Origin of the sequence: Amycolatopsis camponoti, from assembly GCF_902497555.1 — a bacterium.
Classification (GTDB): domain Bacteria; phylum Actinomycetota; class Actinomycetes; order Mycobacteriales; family Pseudonocardiaceae; genus Amycolatopsis; species Amycolatopsis camponoti.
On sequence record NZ_CABVGP010000002.1, the window covers coordinates 1,612,930 to 1,632,764 of the forward strand.

Genomic DNA, 19,835 nt, shown 5'->3' on the forward strand with positions numbered 1-19,835 from the left:
GTCCCTTTCAGGTCGCGACGCGCGCCGGGGCGGCGTCGGTGAGCAGGTCGGCGATGGTCGTCGCGCGCAGGATCGCGTCGAGCCCGGCTTCGACGTCCGACCAGAACGGGGCCATTCCGGCGGCGGTGCCGTGGTAGCTCAGCGCGGGCCGGGGCTCGCCGCGGACGGAGAGGAACTCGCCGTCGACCGCCACGACGGCGTCCCGCACGGTGACGTCGCCGGCGGCCTTGGCCAGCCAGTAGCCGCCTTCGCAGCCGCGCTGGCTGCGGACCAGCCCGGCCTGGCGCAGGTCGCGGATGACCGCCTTGATGAACCGGGCCGGGATGTCCTGGGTGGAGGCGACGGCTTCGCAGGTGATCGGCCGCGTGGTGTCCGCGGCGAGCTCCAGCAGCACCCTGATCGCGTAGTCCGCCCTGGCCGAGATGCGCATGCCCGCCATCATCCCCGGACCAGGACCGGCCCGCGCGTCCCGGCGCGCAGCGTCTCCAGGAACTGCACGATCTCGGCGGCGACGCTGCGGTGGTCGACGTCGTTGAGCACGTCGTGCCGGCCGCCTTCGACCAGCACGAACCGACCGGCCGGGAGCGTGGCGGCGAACGCGCGGGCGGCCTCGGCGGGCGCCACGCGGTCGGCCTCGCCGTGCAGCACCAGGACGGGAACGTCCGGTGCGGCGACCCGGCCCGCCGCCGGTTCCCGCAGCTCTCCGGGGGCGAACCGGTCGTCGCCGTCGAGCAGGGCGCGGTGGACCGGGCACGCGGTCCGCGCGTCCAGCTCGTCGGCCCAGTCGCCCGGCTCGCCGAGCGGCAGCCCGCTGGCGACCACCGCGGCGACCGGCCGCCGCGTCGCCAGCTCGAGCGCTCGGACGGCACCGGTGTCGTGCCCGAGCAGCACGACGGGCGCCGGTCCGGCCGGATCCGCCTCGCCGGTGGTGACGCGGTAGCCGTCGAAGGCCAGCCGGGTGCCGAGCCGGTGGTACAGCGCCGGGTGTTCGCCGCGGCCGGGCAGCAGCACGACCGTGCCGCGGACGGTCGTGCCTCCGGGTGGGGCCCAGTGAGCGGGGGCGGCGAGGGTCATACGGCGGCCGCCGTGGCGGGCCGGCGCTCGCGGCGGGCCAGTTCCGACCGCACCAGCGGCAGCAGATGCCGGCCGTAGTCGATCGCGTCGTCGAGTGGGTCGTAGCCGCGGATCAGCAGGGTGGTGACGCCGATGTCGACGTAGTCCAGCAGGGCCCGCGCCACCGTCTCGGGCGTGCCGACGAGTGCCGTGGAGTTGCCCGCGGCGCCGGTCGCGGTGGCCAGCGGTGTCCACAGTGCACGGTCGTGGCGGTCGGCCTTCGCGGCCGCGGCCAGCAAGCGGACGCTGCCGACGTTGGCCGGCGGCCCGCCGTCACGCCACTCGCGGGCCGCCTTCGCCGCGCCGCTCGCCGTGATCTTGTCGAGGATCCGTTGCGCGCGTTCCCATGCCAGCTCTTCGGTCGGGGCGAGGATGGGCCGGAAGGACACGCTGATCCCGGGCGGGGTGAGCCGTCCGGCCGCCTTCGCCGCCGCCCGGACGGACGCGATCTGCTCCGCCGTTTCCTTCAGCGGTTCGCCCCACAGCGCGAAGACGTCGGCGTGCTTGCCGCCGACGCGGTACGCCGCCTCGGAGGAACCGCCGAAGTACAGCGGGATCCGCGGGTTCTGCAGCGGCCGCACCTGCGGCGTGTAGTCGTCGAGCCGGTAGTGCTTGCCGTGGTGGGAGAACGCGGACCCGGACGTCCAGGCGCGCTTGAGGATCTCCAGGTATTCGTCGGTGCGCTCGTAGCGCTCGTCCTTGGGCAGGTAGTCGCCGTCGCGGGCCTGCTCGACGTCGCTGCCGCCGGTGATGGTGTGCACCGCGACCCGGCCGCCGCTGAAGTGGTCGAGGGTCGCGAACGCACGTGCCGCCAGCGTCGGCGCGACGAACCCGGGCCGGTGGGCGACCAGGACGCCGAGGCGCTCGGTGTGGGCGGCCGCGTACGCCGCGACCTGCTGACCCTCCGGCCAGCCCGCGCCGTAGCCGATGAGCACGCGGTCGAACCCGCCGTCCTCGTGCGCACGGGCGAACCGGCGGACGTAGGCCGGGTCGATGACCGGCCCTCTGGCGGCCCGGGTCTCGCTCGCGTCCTGGGTGCCGATCATGCCGACGAACTCGACGGGCATCTGCTTTCCTTTCGCCGCGCGGCAAATGCCCCAGTAGCGAACGGCACGGGCGCCCGCGCTGTCAATTGGACATCTCCGGGTGTCCATTTGGTGGACGGCGCTGGCCCGCGCCCGTCCGATCGGCTTATCGTCGGCCCGCTCGCCGACCCTTCCGGAGGACTTCGTGACCACGACCGTCGCCACCGTCCCGCAGCCGGACCTGTCCGCGTTGCCGTCGATCGTCACCCGGCTGGCCGCGCGAGCGGGTGAGCACGACCGGGACGGGACGTTCCCGCACGAGGGCGTCGAACTGGTGCACGCGGCCGGATTGCTGACGACCACGGTCCATCCCCGCTACGGCGGTCCGGGCGCCGGAGTGCTCGACACCGCGCGGTTGCTTTCCGAGCTGGGCCGCGGAGATCCGTCGGTCGCGCTGGTGACCGCGATGACGTTGTTCGTCCACGCCGCGCAAGGCGCCGATCCGGCCTGGCCGGACGAGGTGTACCGAGCGGCGCTCGCGGAGTCCGCGCAGCGGCCGGTGCTGATCAACGCGCTGCGCGTGGAACCGGAGCTCGGCTCGCCGACCCGCGGCGGCTTGCCCGCGACGATCGCGCGCCGGACCGCGGACGGCTGGCGCCTGTCCGGCCGCAAGATCTACTCGACCGGCTCGGTCGGCCTGCGCTGGATGGTGGTCTGGGCCAGAACCGACGAACCCGCCCCGCGCGTCGGCGGATTCCTGGTCCGGGCCGACGCGCCGGGGATCGAGGTCGAGCCGACCTGGGACCACCTCGGCCTGCGCGCCAGCGCGAGTCACGACGTCGTATTCGCCGACGTCCCGGTGCCCGCGGAAGCGGTCACCGGACTGTCCACACCGGACACTCAGCGGCCGCCGGTGCTCACCTTCCCGCTGGCGCTGCCCGCGCTCTACCTCGGGGTGGCGCGCAACGCGCTGGACTGGCTCACGGGGTTCCTCCGGGACCGCGTCCCGAGCGGCCTCGGCAAGCCGCTGGCCACCTTGCCGAGGTTCCAGACCGGCGTCGGCGAGATCGCCGCCCGGATCACCGGCGCGCAGGAGGTCCTTTTCGGACTCGCTCGCCGGGTGGACGAGGGCGACCCGGGGGCCGCGGCCCACGCCGGCGTCGCCAAGGTGCTCGCGACGAGGTTGCTCATCGAGGCGGTCGAGCAGGCCGTCGCCCTCGCGGGCAATCCCGGTCTGACTCGGGCCAACCCCTTGCAGCGGCACTATCGCGACGTGCTGTGCAGCCGCGTCCACACCCCGCAGGACGACGCTGTGCTGACCGGCCTGGGCCGCTCGCTCCTCGGCTGAGTCCTCCGGCCGGCGTCCGAGCGGGCCGGATGCGGGTCAGTCCTGGAGCCGGCAGTCGTCGTGCTCTTCGCGGTGGGCGGTCTGGGCGACCCGTTCCAGCAGGGTTCGCAGCTGTTGTGCTTCGGCGGGATCCAGATCGGCCAGCAGCCGGGCCTCGGCCTTGCCCAGGCGTTCGCGGGCTTCTTCCAGCGCCCGCGTGCCCTTTTCCGTGATGAGCACCCGGCGCGCCCGGCGGTCGACGGGGTCCGGTTGCCGGGTGAGCAAGCCCTCGGCTTCGAGGTCGTCGAGCAGGTAGGTCATCACGGTCTTGTTGAGCGTGAGCTGCTGGGCGAGGGCGAGCTGCGAGCGGGGTGGCCCCGACGCGACGGCCATGAGCACCAGGTAACCCCGGGGGCCGCCGGGCAGGGCGGCGACGGAATCGGTGGCCGTCCGGCGAAACGCGCCGGACACCACGCGCAGCGCCCACCCGAGGTCTCTGTCCAGGCCGAAGGGTTCGTCGGCCGGTGGCTTGCGCTCGGGGGCTCGGGGCGTCACCCGGTGATCGTAGGTGGCGGCCGAGATGGCTTGCAAGGTAGATGAGTTGTCGAGTGGATAGTCTGTCGAGTAGATTATCTGCCATGAACATCGTCCTGTGGGTCATCGCCGGCCTGGTCGCCGCCGGCTTCCTGTTTTCCGGCGGGTTCAAGCTCGCCCTGTCGCACGAGAAGTACGTCGCGGAGCAGCCTTGGGCCGCGGACGCGCCTCGCTGGGCTCCCCGCGCGATCGGCGTGCTGGAGGTGCTCGGCGCGCTCGGCCTGCTCCTGCCCGCGGTGACCGGGGTTGCGCCGGTCCTGGTCCCGTTCGCCGCGGCCGGCCTGGCCCTGGTGATGGCCGGCGCCGTGGTGCTGCACCTGCGGCGTGGTGAGTTCCCGGCGCTGGCGCCGAGCGGGGTGCTGCTGGTCTTGGCGGCGGTGGTGGCGTGGGGCCGGTTCGGGCCGTACGCGTTCTGATCCGGGTCTCTTGCGAACGAAAGGAAATCCCGTGCCCGTAGCCCTCGTGACCGGTGCCAACCGCGGACTCGGCTTCGAAACGGCCAGGCAGCTCGCCGAAGCCGGGTTCGACCTCTATCTCGCTGCTCGTGACGTCTTTTCTCCCGGTCACCCCTTGGACCCCGATCCGGCGCGACTGCACTACCGCGCGCTGCGCGCCGGCCACCCCGACCCCGACCTGACCGCGCGGCTGCTGCGCTACATCCCCGAGCGGGCGGCGCACCGTGCTCGTTTCGAGCCGGTTTTCACCGACAGCCCGGTTCCGCTGTCGTTCCTGTGGGGTATGCGCGATCCCGTGTCCGGGGCCCGGGTCGCCCGGGAACTGCGCAGCCGCAAGCCGGACGCCGACTTCGTCGAGTACCCCGACCTCGGGCACTGCCCCCACATCGAGGCGCCCGAGCGGGTGGCCGCGGACATCCTCGCCCGGACGACGCGGCCGCCTCCGGCAGGTGCAGAAAATCTATGCCGACCGGAGTAGACATTCGCCGTTGGGTGTGTGTAGTGTTCTGTTCATACGGAGAGAGACAACGTCTGGCAGGCGCGGGAGAGGACGTAACTACCCGCGAGGTGAGACAAGACGGTCAGGCAGCGCGGAGCCGATCAAGGAACATGGTTTCGGCTGGTGGCCGGGAGTTGCAGTAACGGTTTTGCAGGACCGGTCAGGTGGCCGGAGCCGATCGGTGAAGGGGCTCCGGGCAGTGACCAGCGGCGTCAGCGTGCTGGGACCGATCAGTGAAAGGGTCCCCGCAGTGGCGTTCGCGGCAAGTGAAGTAGCAGTGCTCAGCAAGAGAAAAACCCAGGAAAGAAGGGAACGGAACCATCATTGGATCGCCCGCGGCGGCAGCACATCGCCGCGCGGGTGCCGCAGTCCCATCGAGTTCGGAGGTGGTGCTCGGTCACGAGTAAGCGATCCCCGCACGATCCGGCTTCGCGCCGGACGCGGGTGCAGGAAGCCGGCGGTCGCGCCGGTTGACAATGGTGAAACCCAACCCTTGAGGACCCCGGGTGCCGTCTTGGCACCCGGGGTCCTTTGTGGCGCGGAGGTGGAATGATTCCTGACCAAGAAGGACCCGGCACGCCCAGCGGAGCCGACAAGTTCGATGATGAGCATTACCCCGCCTACACGATGGGCCGGGCCGCCGACATGCTCGGCGCCACGCAAGGCTTTCTGCGCAGTCTCGACGAAGCGGGCCTGATCACGCCGCAGCGTTCCGCCGGCGGGCATCGCCGCTACTCCCGGCACCAGCTGCGCCTGGCCGCCCGGGTGCGGGAGATGGTCGACCAGGGCACCGCCATCGAGGCCGCGTGCCGCATCGTCACCCTCGAAGACCAGCTGCACGAAGCCCAGCAGCAGAACCGGTCGCGGCGAGATGCCGAAGGCAGCGCAGTCGAAGGCAGTGTCGTCGAAGGCAGCGTCGCCGAATGAAGTGATGCGCCGCCCGGGCGGAACGCGCCGTCGACGTCAGCCGGCCATGACGGGATCGGCGCCGGCCGGCCGGCGGGCGGCGATGACCGCTTCGAGCACAGCGGTCGCGTCGAGACCGGGCTCCCACAGGACGGTGCCGACGACGTGGGCGAGTTTGCGTCGTCGGTGCTGATCGGTGTCGGTGAGCGCGACGTCCGTGGGGCGGCCGTTCTTGACCGCGTGGACCGCGCGGGTCACCAGGACCGCTTCCTGCCGGGTGGTGCCGAGTTCGGCGGCCGCCGCGAAGATCCTTTCGGCCGCGGCGCGTGCGGGGTCGTTCATCGTCGTCTTCCCGGGACGTTCCGGAGCTACGCGGCGGTGAGCCCGGCTCGGTGCAGGGCCGGCCGCCGCGGTTCTTCGGCCAGGACGTCCTCGGCGCGGGCCAGGACGTCGTCGATCGCGCGCAGGCGAGCCGCCGTGCGCCGTTCGGCCTCGGCGGCCCGGTCCCGCACGGCCGCGGCGCGCCGGCGTGCCGTCGAGACGATGGCGTCGGCTTCGGCGCGGGCGAGTTCGAGCATGAGCCGGACGCGCTCGCCGAGCGCGTCCGGGTCGGCGGGGGTGCGGACGAGGCGATTCAGCCGGGCGCGCAGGTCGTCGGCCTCCGAGCGCGCGGATTCGAGGTGCCGCAAGAGAGTTTCGGCCTCGGCGATGGCGGCGTCGCGGTCGAGGGTCAGCAGCCGGATCTCTTCGTTCAGCTCGGCCAGGTGCTCGTCGACCTGGTCACGGTCGTAGCCGCGCACGGCGAGGGCGAAGGACACCGGCAGGGGCAGGGCATCGGAGGTCACCTCGTGCTCCGGTCGCGCAGTGCGGTGTCGAGGGCGGCGAGGCCGGTGGCGGTGCGCAGGGACGGCGGGTCGAGCCGGCCGATGCGGTGGTCGTCTTCGCGCAGCGCGGTGACGAACCGGGCGATGCGCTCGGGTGCCGGGGTGATCGTGGGGCCGCCGAGGTAGCGCACGATGATGAGGTCTTCGCCGGAGCCGGTTTCGATGGCGGCGGCCCAGCCGTGGACTTCGTCCCACAGCAGGGCGACGTCGCGGTCGGGGTAACCGGGCAGGTGCTGGTCGAGGGCGACGTAGGCGGAGACCGGGGTGTCGTGGTCGACCGTGCAGGATTCGAGGCCGATGCCGAGTGCGGTGGTGACGTCGGCGAGGTAGTCCCACAGGGCGGTCAGGGCGGGGTGGCCGGTCGGGATGCGCAGCGATGCGGTCACGGGTGCGGATGCCTTCCAGGACAATGCTTTTGTGGCGGGTGGGCCGGCGCAGGACCGGGCCGGGGTTCCCGGTCCTGCGCCGGGCGGACTCGTCAGGCCCGGATTTCCTTGCGGTCGCCGGTGGTGCCGGCGATGTCGATGCGGCGGGGCTTGGCCTTCTCGGCGATCGGGATGCGCAGGGTCAGGACGCCGGCTTCGTAGCCGGCGGAGATGTGCTCGGTGTCGAGGGTGTCGCCGAGGAACAGCTGGCGGGAGAACACGCCGAGGGGCCGTTCGGAGACCTGCATCTGGACGTCGCCGCCGGGAACGGGCCGTCGTTCGGCCTTGACGGTCAGGACGTTGCGCTCGATGTCGAGCTCGATGGCCTCGGGGCTGACGCCGGGCAGGTCGAAGCAGACGACGAACTCCTCCCCGTCGCGGTAGGCGTCCATGGGCATCGCCGCCGGCTTGGACCAGGTGCCCGGGGTCGCGGTGCCGAGCATCTGCTGGGCGAAGCGGTCCAGCTCACGGAACGGGTCGGTGCGCATCAACATGGGGTTCCACCTCCTGGCTCGATGATCTGGTGTCAACACGCACGACATTTCTAACATGTCATCGGAAGGATGACAAGTGCTGAGTCGTCGAAGGGATGACATCGGGCGGAGCCGGGTCGCTCAGGTAGTGGCGGATGACCGGCGTGACCCACGCTTCCAGCGCGTCACGGCCCATGTTCGCCAGTGGGGGCACCTTCAGCACGTAGCGCGAGATGGCCAGGCCGAGGATCTGTGACCCGAGGAGGGCGGCGCGCTCGGCCGCGCGATCCGGGGCGATCGCGGCCACGGCCGGCGCGACCTGGTCCGTGAACAGCTCCAGCATCTTCGCCGCCGCCGCTTCGCTGGTCGTTGCCGCGCGCAGCAACGACAGGAACCCCGCGTCGTTCTCCCAGACGTCGAAGAAGCGCGGCATCAGCACGCGCCCGAGGTCCTCGGCCGGGACGTCGGTGAGATCGGGCAGGTTCAGGGTGAACTCCGCCGCCGCCGCGAAAAGGCCTTCCTTCGTACCGAAATAGCGGATCACCATCGCCGGGTCCACGCCGACGTCCGCGGCCACGTCGCGCAGGCGGACCCGGTCGAACCCCTGGGCGCCGAAGCGCTTCCGGGCGGCCTCGAGGATCGCGGCGCGGGTCGCGGGGGCGGAACGGCGGCGGGTCTCGGTCATGCCGCCAGCATAAGTCACTGGCGGTTGACTTGCGCTCTCGACAGCCGTTACCGTCTAAGTCACCCGTCGTTGACTTAGGAGGTTTCCGATGGACACCGTGGACGTCGTCGTGGTCGGGGGTGGCCCGACGGGCTGCATGCTGGCCGGGGAGGTGGCGCGGGCGGGCCGGTCGGTCGTGGTCGTCGAGAAGCACGCGGAGGCCTCGCCGCTGAGCCGGGCGTTCGGGACCCACGCCCGGACGCTGGAGGTGCTGGACGCCCGCGGCCTCGCCGACGAACTGGTCGCCACGGGCACCCGGGCGGGCAGCCTGAGCCTGTGGAAGAGCGCGGGCCTCGACCTGACCCGGCTGCCGTCGCGGTTCCCGTTCCTCCTGGTCACGCCGCAGCTCAAAGTGGACACGCTGCTCGAGAAGTACGCGCGGGACCACGGCACGCAGATCGTGCGCGGCGCCGAGGTCACGCACCTCGACCGGCGGGACGACGGCGTCGTCGTGCGGGCCCGGTCCGCGGCCGGGGAAGCGGCGTGGAAGGCGTCCTACGTGGTGGCCGCCGACGGCGCGCACAGCACCGTCCGGCGGCTGACCGGCACGAGCTTCCCCGGCAAGGTCCTGCTGAATTCGATCGTGCTCGCCGACGCGTGGCTCGCCGATCCGCCCGGTGCGGTCATCACCGTGGACGCCGTCAAGGACAGCTTCGCGTTCCTCGCGCCGTTCGGCGACGGGTGGTTCCGCGTCATCGCCTGGGATCGGCGCCACGAAAGCGATCCGAGCCTGGAACCCGGGCTGGTGCGCGACATCCTGCGGCGGACTATGGGTACCGATTTCGGCATGGGGGAGGTCCGCTGGATCTCCCGGTTCCGCAGTGACGAACGGCAGATCGGCGCGTACCGCTCGGGTCGCGTGTTCTTCGCCGGCGACGCCGCGCACGTCCACTCGCCCGCGGGCGGGCAGGGCATGAACACGGGCATCCAGGACGCGGCCAACCTCGGCTGGAAACTCGCCGCCGTCCTCGACGGCGCCGACCCGGCGATCCTCGACACCTACCAGGCCGAACGGCACCCGGTCGGCAAGCTGGTGCTGCGCACGAGCGGCGCCACGATCCGGATGATGACGCTGCGGGCGTGGCCGGCGCGCATGCTCCGCACCCACCTGATCGGCGCGTTGCTGCGCAGCACCCGGTTCTCCCGCAAGGCCGCCGGGATGTTCACCGGGACCGGGATCCGCTACCGCCGGACGTCGTCCGAGCACCGGTTGGCCGGGGCGCCCGTACGGGAGATTCCGTTGCGGGACGGGCGATTGCCGGAAGCGTTGCGCCACGGCGGGTTCGTCCTGGTCGCGGGCAAGGACGCCGGGCACGTGCCCGCGCCGGTGCCGGTGGTGCACCGCACCGACGCCGGGCCGGGGCTGCTGGTGCGCCCGGACGGCTACATCGCCTGGGCCGGCGACGTCCGGTCCGGGGACTGGGCGGCCGTCCTCGAACGGTGGACCGGGCGGAGGGCGGGCTGATGCAGGTCGTCGTCATCCGCTTCACCGTGCGCGAAGAGTGGGCCGGCCGATGGCTGGACCTCGTCGGCGAGTTCACCCGCGCGACGCGGGCCGAGGACAGCAACCTCTGGTTCTGGTGGGCGCGCAGCGTCGACGAACCGAACGTCTTCTTCCTCTTGGAGGGCCATCGCGAGGACGGCGTCGAGGCGCACCTGAGGTCGCCGCTCATCCCGAAGATCCGCCGCGAGTGGCCGGCCGCGCTCGTCGAGACGCCGCGGGTGCTCATGACGACCCTGCCCGGGAACGACTGGCCGGAACTGGCTCTGCTGCCCGTGCCGGGGGCTTCCGGCGGCTGATCCACGGCCGGGTGAACTGCGGCGGAGATGATGTACGCGCCTGTACACCACACCTACTCGCTGGTAGGTTACCGGCCGTCCGGTGTTCCGCCTCATGATTCAAAGGGGAGTCATGATCCGAAAGCCCGCCCGCGTACCGGCGCTCGCCGCCGCGCTCGCGCTGGTCCTCGCCGCCGTGCCCGCCGGGACGGCCGCCGCGCAACCGTCGTCCGATTCCTTCTACTCCTACGACGGTGCCGCGCCGCTGTCGTCGTTCGCGCCGGGGACCGTGCTGAAGACCCGGACGCTGAGCTACCACGTCGTCGGCATCCCGACGCCGGTGCGGGCCGTCCAGCTGCTCTACCGCACCACCGACGCCCAGGGCCGGCCGACCGCGAACGTCACCTCGGTGGTCCGCAGCACCACCGGCGACACCACCAAGGCCGTCTCGTACCAGTCGGCCTACGACTCGCTCGATCCCGCGGACGCGCCGTCGCGGGCGATCGCCGGCGACGTCACCCTGGGCGGCCTGCTGCCCAACGGCGAGTCGCTGCTGCTCACCCCGGCGCTCCTGCTGGGCTACAACGTCGTCGTGCCCGACACCGAGGGGCCGAGCGCCGACTTCGCGGCGGGGCCGGAGTACGGCGCCACCACGCTCGACTCGATCCGCGCCGCGACGAGCTCGCCGGCGACCGGCATGGACGACCGCACGAAGTTCGGTCTCCTCGGCTATTCGGGCGGCGCCATCGCCACCGGGTGGGCGGCCGCGCTCGCGCCCGGCTACGCCCCGGACGTCAACCGGAACCTCGTCGGGTTCACCGAAGGCGGCGTGCTCGTCGACCCCGCGCACAACCTGAAGTACGTCGCCGGCAGCCCGGTCTGGTCCGGTGTCATCCCGATGGCGCTGATCGGCGTCGCCCGCGGCTACGACATCGACCTGAAGCCCTACGCGAGCGCGTACGGCTTGAAGGTGCTGGAGGAGCTGAAGAACGCGTCGATCATCGACGCGCTGGGCCGCTACCCCGGACTGACCTGGCAGAAGATCGCGAAGCCGGAATACGCGAACCCGAACTCCGTGCCGCCGTTCGTCGCGGCGGTCAACCAGGTCAACATCGGCTCGGCGCCGACGCCGTCGATCCCGGGCTTCATCGCGCAGGGCAACGCGGGAATCCTCGAAGGCACCGTCGCCGGGCCGCCGGGCATCGGCGGCGGCGACGGGGTGATGGTCGCCGGTGACGTCCGGGCGCTGGCCCGCCAGTACTGCGCGACCGGCAACGGCTCGATCTCCTACCAGCAGTACGACTTGCTCAGCCACGTCGGTGGCGCGGCGGCGTGGGCGCCGGCGGCGATCGCCTGGCTCGCCGACCGGTTCGCGGGCAAGCCGGCGCCGTCGAGCTGCGGGCGGATCCCGGCGGGCAACTCATTGGCACCGGAACAGCCGGCCTGATCGCGGGTCCGGCGCACGGACCGTCCGTGCGCCGGACCACCCGGCCGGCCCGGTCCGCGCGGTACGGTTCCGCGCGTGACGACCCGGGACCGCAAGCTGCCCAAGGGCCCGCACAGCCTGAGCCGCGAAGAGGTGGCCGAGGCCCAGCGCGCCCGCCTGGTCGAGGCGGTGCTGGCCAACGTCGGCGAACGCGGGTACGCGGCCACGACGGTCGGCCACGTGACGGCGGCCGCGGGCGTGTCCCGCACGTCGTTCTACGAGCAGTTCGCCGACAAGGAAGCGGCATTCCTCGCGGCCTACCGCACGGTGACGGCGGAGTTCCTCGAGCAGGGCGTGGCGCTGGCACTGGCGGCGCCGAACCCGCTGGCGGCGGTCACGGCCTGCGGCGACTTCGTGGTCGGCTACGTGCGCCGGCACCCGGTGGTCGCCCGCGCGGTCCTGCTGGAGATCCACGCGCTCGGTGACGCCGGCCTCGAAGCGCGTGAAGAAGTCCTGCGCGCGGGCGAGGCGGTGTTCGACCGGACGGCGAGCTGGCTGCGCACCACCGAACCGGACTTGGCGCCCCCGCCGCCGTTCACCGCCCGCACGGTCGTCGCCGCGACGATCGAACTGCTGACCCAGGCGATCTGGCTCGCCACGGAAGAGGCCTACGACCAGGCTCGCGAGGCGGTCCGCCACACCTGGCTGCTCGGCCTGTTCGGGCACGGTGCCATTCCCGCGAGTGCCGGCGGGCGCGCTCTGCGACGGTGAAGCGTTCGCCCGCCGCCCGCACACCGGCGAGGTGACGTTCCGGGACGAGCTGCGTCACGGCTGCTCGAGACGGCTGCCCCGGCGCCAGATCGCGCGGGTGTTCAGCGTGTCGCCGATGGTCGTCGTCGGGTCGCCGTCGACCAGCAGGAGGTCGGCGCGGAGTCCTTCGGCGACGCGTCCGCGGTCGGCGAGGCCGAAGCGGCGGGCCGTGGTCGCCGTCGCGGCGCGCAAGGCCCGCTCGGGCGTCAGGCCGGCCGCCACGAGGTACTGCAGTTCCTGGTGCAGGCTCGCGCCGTGTGCCAGACCGCCGAAGAACGTCTCCGCCATCGACGCGTCGGTGCCGGCCAGGATGTCCACGCCCGCGGCGGCCAGCGCCCCCACCGTCTCCAGGACGTCTTCGAGCTTGCCCTGCGGGTAGCGGCCGTAGCTGGAGCGCAGGGTTTCGTCCCACTTCGCGTCGAGGCGGCGGGCGACGCGGGGGTCGTCGGCGAGGGTGCTGCCGGTGATGCCCGTCATCGACGCGTCGAGGCAGACGCACGGCACGACGAACATCCCCGCCTCGGCGATCAGGTCCACGATCTCGGTGGTGTGCGGCCGGTCCATGAACACGTGGACGACACCGTCGATGCCGGCCTCGGCGGCCATCCGGGTGGCGTCGAGGGTCAGCGTGTGCGCCACCGTGAGGGCGCCGTACTTCTTGGCCTCGGCGACGCCCGCGTCCAGCGTGGCCTGGTCGAGCATCGGCAGCCCGGGGTGTCCCTCGACGCTGCCGTCGTCGATCATGAACTTGATGTAGTCGGACCCGCGCGCCAGGAGCTGCGGGACGAACGCGGCGGCCTGCTCCGGCGTGGTGGAGAACGGCATCAGCGGCATGACCGGCGGCAGGTTCCCGGCCGGCCGGAAGCCCTCCGGCATCAGCTCGCTGGGGTGGCCACCGGGCGGGGTGATGGCGAAACCGGACGACCGGATGTCGGCGACCGTGTCGTCCTCGGTGAGGTGCGCCCGGTTCTCGCGCGTGTTCATGCCCTGCATCTCCAGCTCGGTGGTGACGCCGAACCGCAGGGCCAGCGCCTGGGAGCCGGGCGCGGAGTGGACGTGCGCGTCGATCAGCCCGGGCAGCAGGGTCGCGCCCCGGCCGTCGACGACTTCGGCGCCGTCGGGCACCTCGCCGCCGACCTGGCGGATCTTCCGGCCGTCGAGGACGACGGTCTGCACTCCCAGTGTCTTCTCGCCGTCGAAGACCCGGGCTCCGGTGATGGCGGTGACGGCCATGGTGGCCTCGCTTCCTGATTCGCAGTTACATACCTGATGCTATGCAGTTTAAGACTGGTATGCAAATGCGTCAGGTACTACGATCCGGAGGGTGAGTGGTGAGGAGCACCTGCTGGACCAGATCGGCCCGGCCCTGTCGCGGCTGCGCCGGCGCACCCCGGCCTCGGGTCGCGACCTGTCGCGCAACCTGGTGCTGAACGTGGTCGCGGACGCGCCGGACGAGATGACCGTCGGGGGACTGGCCGCCGAGATGGGCGTCGCGCAGCCGGTGGCCAGCCGGACGGTCGCGGCCTGCATCGCCGACGGCCTGCTGCGGCGGGCCGCGTCCCAGGCCGACGGCCGCCGCACGGTGCTCGAGCTCACCGAACGCGGCGACGCAGAGCGGGCCCGGTTCGCGGCCGAGCAGCGCGCGGCGTTCGAAGACATCACGGCCGAGTGGTCGCCGGAGGACCGCGCCCGGTTCGCGCGGCTGCTGGTCCGGTACACCACGGACGCCGGCGTGTGGTCCCGGCGGCAGCGCGGGTGAGCCGGCCGGGACGTAGTTCGTCCTCCAGGCCGCGAAGGACCGCGCTGACCCGGAGGGCTGGCCGCGCCCCCGCTTGACCGCGGCCAGACCTCCGGAACGGTGCGGCTATCGCGTGAACGTGAACCAGTTGATGTTCACGAAGTCCGCCGAGCCGCCCCCGAACGTCAGGTAGACGTCGTGGACTCCGGTCGCCGCGCCGGTGATGTTCGCCGGCACCGTCTGCCACTGCTGCCAGCCGCCGTTGTTCGCGAAGTCGATCTCCGCGAGCACCGGGCCCGACGTGCTGTCCAGGCGGGCCAGGATCGCGCCGCTCACCCCGGCCGCCGCGCCGGAGGCCAGGCGGGCCAGGAACTGGCGCGGCGAGCTGGAACCGAAGTCGATGCCGCTGTACTTCAGCCAGTCGCCGGCGGCGATCCAGCCGACGTCGGTGCCCCCTTCGCTGCACGCTTCGTTCTGCGTGCCGCTCTGGGCGCTGAAGGACTCCGCCTGGATCGTCGAGTAGGCACTGGTTCCCCCGGGCGGGGGAGTCGTGCCGCCGCCCGCGCCCGGGCCGAGCGCGACCGTCCAGGACGTCGGCGCCGGGTCCTGGAGGTGGCCGTCGACCGGCTGGGCGCCCGTCGGGCCGACGTCGTCGTACGGGAAGGCGTAGCCGATCGTCGCGTGCTGGTGGACCAGCCGCGCGTAGTGGTTCGTCGTGGCGTCCTTGTAGTAGTTGGCGGGTGCGACGCCGTCGGGCTGGTTGTTGCCGCCGCCGACGAGCAGGCTGCTGCGGTTGAGCGCGGCGGCGAGGCGGGCGGCGATCGCGCCGCGCGCGTCCCCGCCGGAGTTGTACAGCGGCCCGCTCGCGCAGCCGAAGATGTCGATCGCGCTCGGCTTGGTGAACGGCACGCCGTTGGTGTTGAGCCCGGCGAACACGATCGCGTCACCGCTGACCGTGCCCGTGTAGGAGCCGATGCTGCCCTGGCCGTTGATCGTCAGCGGCGTCGAGCGGTAGTGGTCCCAGACGGCGTTCAGGTAGTTCGTCCAGTAGCCGCCGAAGTCGGTCGGGGAATGGCCGGGCGCGAGCACTCGCACCACCTTGCCGGACGCGTCGGTGACGACCAGCCGGTCCCACGGCGCCCCGTCGGTGGTGTGCTGGGCGCGCAGCCCGTCCGCGATCGCCCCGAGCGCGCCGTCCGGCAGCGGGCTGACCGACTGCGCGCCGGCCGCTCCCGTCGTGGCCATCGACACCGGCAGCGCCACCATGTCGACGTAGCTGATGTTCGCGTAGAGGTTCGCGCTGTTGTAGGTGAACTCGCAGAACGTCCAGTTCGTCTGCCAGTTCGGGTCGGAACTGGTGAAGCCGGGCTGGACGAGCCCGGGTCCCGGGTTGACGAAGAACTGGATCTTCTTGTCCGCCGAGAACCACACCCGGCCGCCGATGATGTAGTCGTGCAGCGTCACCGTGACCTGGGAACCCGAGCCGCCCAGCGGGATGGCGTAGTCCGGGATCGGCGTCACCGGCGAGGACGGGTTGGGCAGCCGGTGGAACTGGCCGTCGGCCGTCACGAAGCCGGGCCAGCCGGAGGTGTCCGCGCCGCTGACGTAGGCGTAGACGGTTCCGTTGCCGGAATTGTTCTTCAGCGTCAACGGCAGTGCCGCCGCGGCCCGCGCTTTCGGCGCGGTGACGGCGGACCACAACGGCGCGCTGGTCACCGCGGCCGCGAGGCCGGCGATGACGAAGGTACGCCTGGACAACATGGCGCCTCCTCGGAGAGGGCGGCGACGTGCGTGGCGGCGACACGTGTCCGCGGGGGTGGGGTCGCCGAACGCTAGGTACGCCGTGCCGGAATGGTCAAGACCACCTGGTCAGGTGGGGTACGAGCGGCCGCCGAGCCTGCCCTCGCGTACAGGCTCGGCATTCGGAGCAATGCTTCGGTGTCCACCCCGAACACCGGGAATCGCAATTCGGAAGATGCTTTCTACTCCATTCGTGGACTACTCATCGGAGACGATCAACTTAGGTTGTCAGCGGCAGCGACCTTTTCCGCTAGCCGTACCACGGCCTGGACCGGTTAGCTGATCACGGGAGCGCGCCGCGCGGGCGGCGCGCGCACAGGGGAGGGGAAACCGATGATCGATGCCACGCCGCCGTAGCGGCTGAAGACCCGGCGGGAGCACTCCCCCCTCCCGCCTGCGAGGTACGACGTCCGGTGCGCCCAGCCCCCAGTACGGTGCGCCGGACGTCGTGCCGCATGCGCGAAGAAGAAGAGTGACCGTCCACAGGGGACGGAGAAGCGTCAGACGCCGGCCGTGGCCTTGAGGTGCCGGCGGGCGCTCTCGGCCAGTTCGTCGATGTTGCGGTCCAGCAACGACTTCAGGTAGCCGGGGCCGATGCCGAAGTCGTCGAACCCGGTGACCAGCGCGCGCAGCTTCTCGATCCGCACGTCGCCGCGCTTGGCCGGCATCTCGACCAGCTTGCGCTCGGCGCGCGTGCCGAGGCGTTCCTCCAGGCCGTCGACGATGTCCTCGATGGCTTCCGACCGCCCGGACGCCACGTTGACGACCTCGTCCCGGATGCCCTGGCCGAGCAGCGAGTCGATCATCAGCATCATGTCGCCGACGTCGAGCAGGTCGCGGGAGACCCCGGAGTGCAGCGTGACCTCACCCGAGAGCAGCTGGCGGGTCAGGGACGGCAGCAGCTGGTGCGACGACTGTCCCGGCCCGACGATGTGCGACAGCCGCAGGACGAGCCACCGCGCGCCCGACAGCGCGCAGACGTGTTCGAGGCACAGCTTGTGGCGGCCGTAGGGCGTGAGCGGGAAGACCGCGCCGCCCTCGCTGCCGACCGACTGGTCGGCGCCGTACATGCCGGTCGAGGCGGTCGACAGGAAGATCACCGTGCGCCCGTCGGCCCGGCAGCGGTTGACGACGTCGTAGACGAGCGTGGACTCGCGCTGGAACGCCGACACGTCGTTGACGAGCACGGTCGACACGCCCGCCGCGATGAGCGTGACGTCCGGGTACCGGTCGCCGAAGTGCTGCCGGGTGTGGTGCGCGATGAAGCCGTTTCCGATGATCTCCATCAGCGGGTCACCGTCCGCTCGTCGGACACTCCGGCCGCGTTCGAGAACACTTCGTCCGCGAGCCGCGCGGTGTCCACGGAAGAGGAGAGCCAAGCCGCTTCGGACTCGTCGCGCCCGGCCAGCGCGGCGACGGCGAACGAGCGCAGCGACAGCTCGAACTGGTGTGCCGGGGGCAGCCAGAGCTCCTCGACGTGGTCCTGTTCTTCGATGCGCAGCACCGGTTGCCGCCCCGGCGGCGGGGTGAAGGCCCGATCCAGCGACAGCGACGCGGCGCTGCCCCACAGTTCGTACCGCGAGCGGTAGCTGTGCTGGAAACCGAAGTCGAGGGACGCGGTGACCCCGCTCGCCGACGTCAGCAGCGCGTGCCCGGCGACGTCCACGCCGCCTTCGTCGAACCGCAGGGTGGCGCCGGTGACCCGGAGATCGGGGCCCAGCAGGAAAAGCGCCGCGCGCAGCGGGTACACCCCGACGTCGAGCAGGGCGCCGCCGCCGAGCGACGGCTGGTAGCGGATGTCGTCGGCGGGCAGCGGCGGGATCCCGAACGACGCGGTGAACGTCCGGAGCTCGCCGAGGCGGCCGGCGTCGAGCAGGTCGCGCACCCGCGTGTGCTGGGGGTGGTGGATGAACGTGAAGTTCTCGCGCAGCACCAGGTTCTGCTTCGTGGCCAGCTCGGCGAGATCCACGGCCTGCTCGAGGTTGAGCGTGAGCGGCTTCTCGCACAGCACGTGCTTCCCGGCCAGCAAGGCCTTCCTGGTCCACTCGTGGTGCAGGCTTGTCGGCAGGGAGACGTACACCGCGTCGACGTCGCCGCTGTCCAGCAGCTCGTCGTAGGTCATGGCGGCGGTGTGGAAGCGGCCGGCGAACTCCGCGGCCTTCTCCGGCGAGCGGGCCGCGACGGCGGTCAGCGCCAGCTCGCCGACGGCGGCCGCGGCGGGCAGCGTGCGCCGCGCGGCGATCGACGAGCAGCCCAGCGCGCCGAGCCGCAGGACCCGGCTCACCGCAGCCCCCGCAGGCACGCGATCAGGCTGCGGGCCTGCACGTTGACGTAGTGGCTGTGCCGCAGCAGCTCGTTGAGCTGGTTCAGGGTGAGCCACCGGAAGTCGGCGAGCCCGGCGTCCGGGAAGTCCGCGGGCACCTCGATGATCTGGTAGTCGCTGTACGCGTGGTGGAACCGGCCGCCCTCTTCGGAAAGCTGGGCGGAGAACAGCACTTGGTCGTCGCGTCTGCCCAGCACCATGTCGAGGAACGGCGGGCGGTCCGCGGCCGGGGTGAGCACGTAGTTGTCGGGGGTGCACTGCACGGTCGGCGCGAGCTCGACCACGTCGAGGTAGCCGGGTTCGACCCGCGCGTTGAGCAGCGCGTGCAGCACCCCGTCGACGCGTTTCACCAGCAGGGCCACCACACCCGCGCCGTGCGGCCGGACCAGCGGCTGCGTCCACTGCGCGACTTCGCGTCCGTTCGTGGTGATGTCGACGGCGATGATGCTGAAGAACAGGCCGAGCTCGTGCGAGATCTCGGCCGGGGTCCGCACCCAGTTCGCGACCTCGCCGAGGGGGAGCGGGCTGGTGCGCACGACGTGCTGGGCCTGGCGCGAGGTGATCCAGCTGAGCACCTCGGTGCGGGTGTGCAGGCTGCCGGTGGGCTGGGCCGACGATCGCGCGACCGCCGCGGCGAGGTCGCTCACGGCGTCGGCCTCGTGGCCCTCGAGCCCGGCGGGCATGCAGGACAGCACCGTGCGGGCGTCCATGTTGACCAGGTTGTCCTGCTTGAGCAGCTCGTGCAGCTGGCCGAGGGTGAGCCAGCGGAAGTCGTCGGGCAGGTCGTCCTCGCCGGCGAACTCCGCGGCCTCGACGATCATGTTCCGGTTGCGCTTGCGGTAGAACCAGGAGCCCTGCTCGGACTGCAGGACGTCGGCCAGCACGGTTTCCGGGTCCGGGTCGCGGAAGTGGTCCAGGTAGGGGACCGGCCGGCCGCCGTGCACGCGCGTGTAGTTGCTCTTGGTCGCCTGGACCGTCGGCGAGACCTGGACGCCGTTGACGTTGCCCGGCTCGGACTTCGCCTGCATCAGGCAGTGCAGGACGCCGTCGATCTCCTTGACGAGGATGCCCAGGATACCGATTTCCGGCTGGTTGATGATCGGCTGCGACCAGTGGGTGACCGGGCCGTGGTCGGTGTCGACCGCCAGCCCTTCGACACCGAAGAAGCGTCCGCTTTCGTGCCGCAGGTTCCCGGATCCGGCGTCGAAACCCCACTGCCGGAGCTCGCCGAACTCGATCCGCTTCACCTCGTGGCGGTGCGCGAGGTTGCGGTCCTCGATCCACTTGGCCACCACGGCGTTCGGCGTCGCGACGCCGTCGGTGGCGGCCGCGGACCTGGCGAGCCGGTGTGGCAACGTCACGTCCGGTTTGCGGAGCAAGCCGGTTCCAGTGTGACGCTCCATGGATTTTCACCTCGCGTGGCCGGCGGACGGGACATCCCTATTTGTAGCGAGGAGAAACTAGGAGGAATGCTGGTCTTTCCGGCGGCGCCGGGGGGACACTAGGCGATTCATTGGATTCCCTGTGCACGGCC

At 71.8% G+C, this 19,835-nt stretch carries 23 protein-coding genes; 9 read left to right on the plus strand and 14 right to left on the minus strand.

Annotation, left to right across the window (positions count from 1 at the left end):
• Positions 1 to 7 precede the first annotated feature (7 nt).
• From AA23TX_RS28220 to AA23TX_RS28230, 3 genes are read right to left on the minus strand one after another with little or no spacing between them, the layout of a single operon-like run.
• Positions 8 to 430 (minus strand): RrF2 family transcriptional regulator, encoded by a 423-nt coding sequence (locus AA23TX_RS28220; protein ID WP_196425563.1) that lies wholly within the window; start codon positions 428 to 430, stop codon positions 8 to 10.
• Between the two features lie 8 nt (positions 431 to 438).
• Complete coding sequence (locus AA23TX_RS28225) at positions 439 to 1,074, minus strand: alpha/beta hydrolase (protein WP_155545835.1); 636 nt, start codon at positions 1,072 to 1,074, stop codon at positions 439 to 441.
• Positions 1,071 to 2,180 carry an LLM class flavin-dependent oxidoreductase gene (locus AA23TX_RS28230; RefSeq protein WP_155545836.1) on the minus strand — a complete coding sequence of 370 codons (1,110 nt, stop codon included), beginning with the start codon at positions 2,178 to 2,180 and terminating at the stop codon, positions 1,071 to 1,073. The genes AA23TX_RS28225 and AA23TX_RS28230 overlap by 4 nt, the downstream gene beginning before the upstream one ends.
• Positions 2,181 to 2,343: 163 nt before the next feature.
• Between AA23TX_RS28230 and AA23TX_RS28235 the strand changes: the two genes are divergently transcribed.
• A complete protein-coding gene (locus AA23TX_RS28235) occupies positions 2,344 to 3,486 on the plus strand; it encodes an acyl-CoA dehydrogenase family protein (protein ID WP_155545837.1) in 1,143 nt (380 codons plus the stop codon).
• Positions 3,487 to 3,522: 36 nt separating this feature from the next.
• Here AA23TX_RS28235 and AA23TX_RS28240 read toward each other — a convergent pair whose 3' ends face one another.
• On the minus strand, positions 3,523 to 4,020 hold the full coding sequence (locus tag AA23TX_RS28240) for a MarR family winged helix-turn-helix transcriptional regulator (protein ID WP_230862738.1): 498 nt from the start codon (positions 4,018 to 4,020) through the stop codon (positions 3,523 to 3,525).
• Between the two features lie 83 nt (positions 4,021 to 4,103).
• Between AA23TX_RS28240 and AA23TX_RS28245 the strand changes: the two genes are divergently transcribed.
• The 3 genes from AA23TX_RS28245 to AA23TX_RS28255 all read left to right on the plus strand — a co-directional run bounded on the left by AA23TX_RS28245 (position 4,104) and on the right by AA23TX_RS28255 (position 5,940).
• A complete protein-coding gene (locus AA23TX_RS28245; RefSeq protein WP_155545838.1) occupies positions 4,104 to 4,475 on the plus strand; it encodes a DoxX family protein in 372 nt (123 codons plus the stop codon).
• A 31-nt stretch (positions 4,476 to 4,506) separates the two neighbouring features.
• The gene (locus tag AA23TX_RS50970; RefSeq protein WP_196425564.1) at positions 4,507 to 4,992 is read left to right on the plus strand and encodes an alpha/beta fold hydrolase; all 486 of its coding nucleotides are present in this window, start codon (positions 4,507 to 4,509) and stop codon (positions 4,990 to 4,992) included.
• Between the two features lie 570 nt (positions 4,993 to 5,562).
• Entirely contained in the window at positions 5,563 to 5,940 is a 378-nt protein-coding gene (locus AA23TX_RS28255; protein WP_155545840.1) for a helix-turn-helix domain-containing protein, read from the plus strand.
• Positions 5,941 to 5,976: 36 nt separating this feature from the next.
• On the opposite strand, the gene AA23TX_RS28260 is transcribed toward AA23TX_RS28255, so the two are convergent.
• From AA23TX_RS28260 to AA23TX_RS28280, 5 genes are all read right to left on the minus strand, one after another.
• Positions 5,977 to 6,261: a hypothetical protein gene (locus tag AA23TX_RS28260; protein ID WP_155545841.1), complete on the minus strand. Its 285-nt coding sequence runs from the start codon at positions 6,259 to 6,261 to the stop codon at positions 5,977 to 5,979.
• Positions 6,262 to 6,287: 26 nt separating this feature from the next.
• Positions 6,288 to 6,764, minus strand: a complete 477-nt coding sequence (locus tag AA23TX_RS28265; RefSeq protein ID WP_230862739.1) for a DivIVA domain-containing protein — start codon at positions 6,762 to 6,764, stop codon at positions 6,288 to 6,290.
• The gene (locus AA23TX_RS28270; RefSeq protein WP_155545842.1) at positions 6,761 to 7,189 is read right to left on the minus strand and encodes a DUF6292 family protein; all 429 of its coding nucleotides are present in this window, start codon (positions 7,187 to 7,189) and stop codon (positions 6,761 to 6,763) included. The genes AA23TX_RS28265 and AA23TX_RS28270 overlap by 4 nt, the downstream gene beginning before the upstream one ends.
• 92 nt (positions 7,190 to 7,281) lie before the next feature.
• Positions 7,282 to 7,722, minus strand: a complete 441-nt coding sequence (locus AA23TX_RS28275; protein WP_155545843.1) for an Hsp20/alpha crystallin family protein — start codon at positions 7,720 to 7,722, stop codon at positions 7,282 to 7,284.
• Positions 7,723 to 7,780: 58 nt separating this feature from the next.
• Positions 7,781 to 8,386, minus strand: a complete 606-nt coding sequence (locus AA23TX_RS28280; protein WP_155545844.1) for a TetR/AcrR family transcriptional regulator — start codon at positions 8,384 to 8,386, stop codon at positions 7,781 to 7,783.
• Between the two features lie 88 nt (positions 8,387 to 8,474).
• Here AA23TX_RS28280 and AA23TX_RS28285 point away from each other — a divergent pair, with 88 nt between their 5' ends.
• From AA23TX_RS28285 to AA23TX_RS28300, 4 genes are all read left to right on the plus strand, one after another.
• Entirely contained in the window at positions 8,475 to 9,890 is a 1,416-nt protein-coding gene (locus AA23TX_RS28285; protein WP_155545845.1) for an FAD-dependent monooxygenase, read from the plus strand.
• Positions 9,866 to 10,225, plus strand: a complete 360-nt coding sequence (locus AA23TX_RS28290) for a putative quinol monooxygenase (protein ID WP_230862740.1) — start codon at positions 9,866 to 9,868, stop codon at positions 10,223 to 10,225. Before AA23TX_RS28285 ends, AA23TX_RS28290 begins: the two co-directional genes overlap by 25 nt.
• A 112-nt stretch (positions 10,226 to 10,337) precedes the next feature.
• Positions 10,338 to 11,651, plus strand: a complete 1,314-nt coding sequence (locus AA23TX_RS28295) for a lipase family protein (RefSeq protein ID WP_155545846.1) — start codon at positions 10,338 to 10,340, stop codon at positions 11,649 to 11,651.
• A gap of 75 nt (positions 11,652 to 11,726) precedes the next feature.
• Positions 11,727 to 12,401 carry a TetR/AcrR family transcriptional regulator gene (locus AA23TX_RS28300; RefSeq protein ID WP_196425565.1) on the plus strand — a complete coding sequence of 225 codons (675 nt, stop codon included), beginning with the start codon at positions 11,727 to 11,729 and terminating at the stop codon, positions 12,399 to 12,401.
• 54 nt (positions 12,402 to 12,455) lie between these two features.
• Here the strand turns inward: AA23TX_RS28300 and AA23TX_RS28305 are convergent, their stop codons facing one another.
• The gene (locus AA23TX_RS28305; protein WP_155545847.1) at positions 12,456 to 13,673 is read right to left on the minus strand and encodes an amidohydrolase family protein; all 1,218 of its coding nucleotides are present in this window, start codon (positions 13,671 to 13,673) and stop codon (positions 12,456 to 12,458) included.
• 91 nt (positions 13,674 to 13,764) lie between these two features.
• Here AA23TX_RS28305 and AA23TX_RS28310 point away from each other — a divergent pair, with 91 nt between their 5' ends.
• The gene (locus AA23TX_RS28310; RefSeq protein ID WP_155545848.1) at positions 13,765 to 14,199 is read left to right on the plus strand and encodes a MarR family winged helix-turn-helix transcriptional regulator; all 435 of its coding nucleotides are present in this window, start codon (positions 13,765 to 13,767) and stop codon (positions 14,197 to 14,199) included.
• 105 nt (positions 14,200 to 14,304) lie between these two features.
• Here AA23TX_RS28310 and AA23TX_RS28315 read toward each other — a convergent pair whose 3' ends face one another.
• The 4 genes from AA23TX_RS28315 to AA23TX_RS28330 form a co-directional block, all read right to left on the minus strand.
• Positions 14,305 to 15,939: a beta-1,3-glucanase family protein gene (locus tag AA23TX_RS28315; protein ID WP_155545849.1), complete on the minus strand. Its 1,635-nt coding sequence runs from the start codon at positions 15,937 to 15,939 to the stop codon at positions 14,305 to 14,307.
• A gap of 539 nt (positions 15,940 to 16,478) precedes the next feature.
• Positions 16,479 to 17,264 (minus strand): NAD-dependent epimerase/dehydratase family protein, encoded by a 786-nt coding sequence (locus AA23TX_RS28320; protein ID WP_155545850.1) that lies wholly within the window; start codon positions 17,262 to 17,264, stop codon positions 16,479 to 16,481.
• Entirely contained in the window at positions 17,264 to 18,280 is a 1,017-nt protein-coding gene (locus AA23TX_RS28325) for a Gfo/Idh/MocA family protein (RefSeq protein WP_196425566.1), read from the minus strand. Before AA23TX_RS28325 ends, AA23TX_RS28320 begins: the two co-directional genes overlap by 1 nt.
• Positions 18,259 to 19,704 carry an NDP-hexose 2,3-dehydratase family protein gene (locus tag AA23TX_RS28330; RefSeq protein WP_155545852.1) on the minus strand — a complete coding sequence of 482 codons (1,446 nt, stop codon included), beginning with the start codon at positions 19,702 to 19,704 and terminating at the stop codon, positions 18,259 to 18,261. Before AA23TX_RS28330 ends, AA23TX_RS28325 begins: the two co-directional genes overlap by 22 nt.
• Positions 19,705 to 19,835 lie beyond the last annotated feature (131 nt).

Bases quoted from the DNA above. Each gene is read 5' to 3' on its own strand.
- AA23TX_RS28225 (WP_155545835.1), bottom strand. From the start codon at position 1,074: ATGACCCTCGCCGCCCCCGCTCACTGGGCCCCACCCGGAGGCACGACC.
- AA23TX_RS28280 (WP_155545844.1), bottom strand. From the start codon at position 8,386: ATGACCGAGACCCGCCGCCGTTCCGCCCCCGCGACCCGCGCCGCGATC.
- AA23TX_RS28320 (WP_155545850.1), bottom strand. From the start codon at position 17,264: ATGGAGATCATCGGAAACGGCTTCATCGCGCACCACACCCGGCAGCAC.
- AA23TX_RS28285 (WP_155545845.1), top strand. From the start codon at position 8,475: ATGGACACCGTGGACGTCGTCGTGGTCGGGGGTGGCCCGACGGGCTGC.
- AA23TX_RS28230 (WP_155545836.1), bottom strand. From the start codon at position 2,180: ATGCCCGTCGAGTTCGTCGGCATGATCGGCACCCAGGACGCGAGCGAG.
- AA23TX_RS28255 (WP_155545840.1), top strand. From the start codon at position 5,563: ATGATTCCTGACCAAGAAGGACCCGGCACGCCCAGCGGAGCCGACAAG.
- AA23TX_RS28295 (WP_155545846.1), top strand. From the start codon at position 10,338: ATGATCCGAAAGCCCGCCCGCGTACCGGCGCTCGCCGCCGCGCTCGCG.
- AA23TX_RS28330 (WP_155545852.1), bottom strand. From the start codon at position 19,704: ATGGAGCGTCACACTGGAACCGGCTTGCTCCGCAAACCGGACGTGACG.
- AA23TX_RS28275 (WP_155545843.1), bottom strand. From the start codon at position 7,722: ATGTTGATGCGCACCGACCCGTTCCGTGAGCTGGACCGCTTCGCCCAG.
- AA23TX_RS28245 (WP_155545838.1), top strand. From the start codon at position 4,104: ATGAACATCGTCCTGTGGGTCATCGCCGGCCTGGTCGCCGCCGGCTTC.
- AA23TX_RS28220 (WP_196425563.1), bottom strand. From the start codon at position 430: ATGCGCATCTCGGCCAGGGCGGACTACGCGATCAGGGTGCTGCTGGAG.
- AA23TX_RS28315 (WP_155545849.1), bottom strand. From the start codon at position 15,939: ATGTTGTCCAGGCGTACCTTCGTCATCGCCGGCCTCGCGGCCGCGGTG.
- AA23TX_RS28260 (WP_155545841.1), bottom strand. From the start codon at position 6,261: ATGAACGACCCCGCACGCGCCGCGGCCGAAAGGATCTTCGCGGCGGCC.
- AA23TX_RS28305 (WP_155545847.1), bottom strand. From the start codon at position 13,673: ATGGCCGTCACCGCCATCACCGGAGCCCGGGTCTTCGACGGCGAGAAG.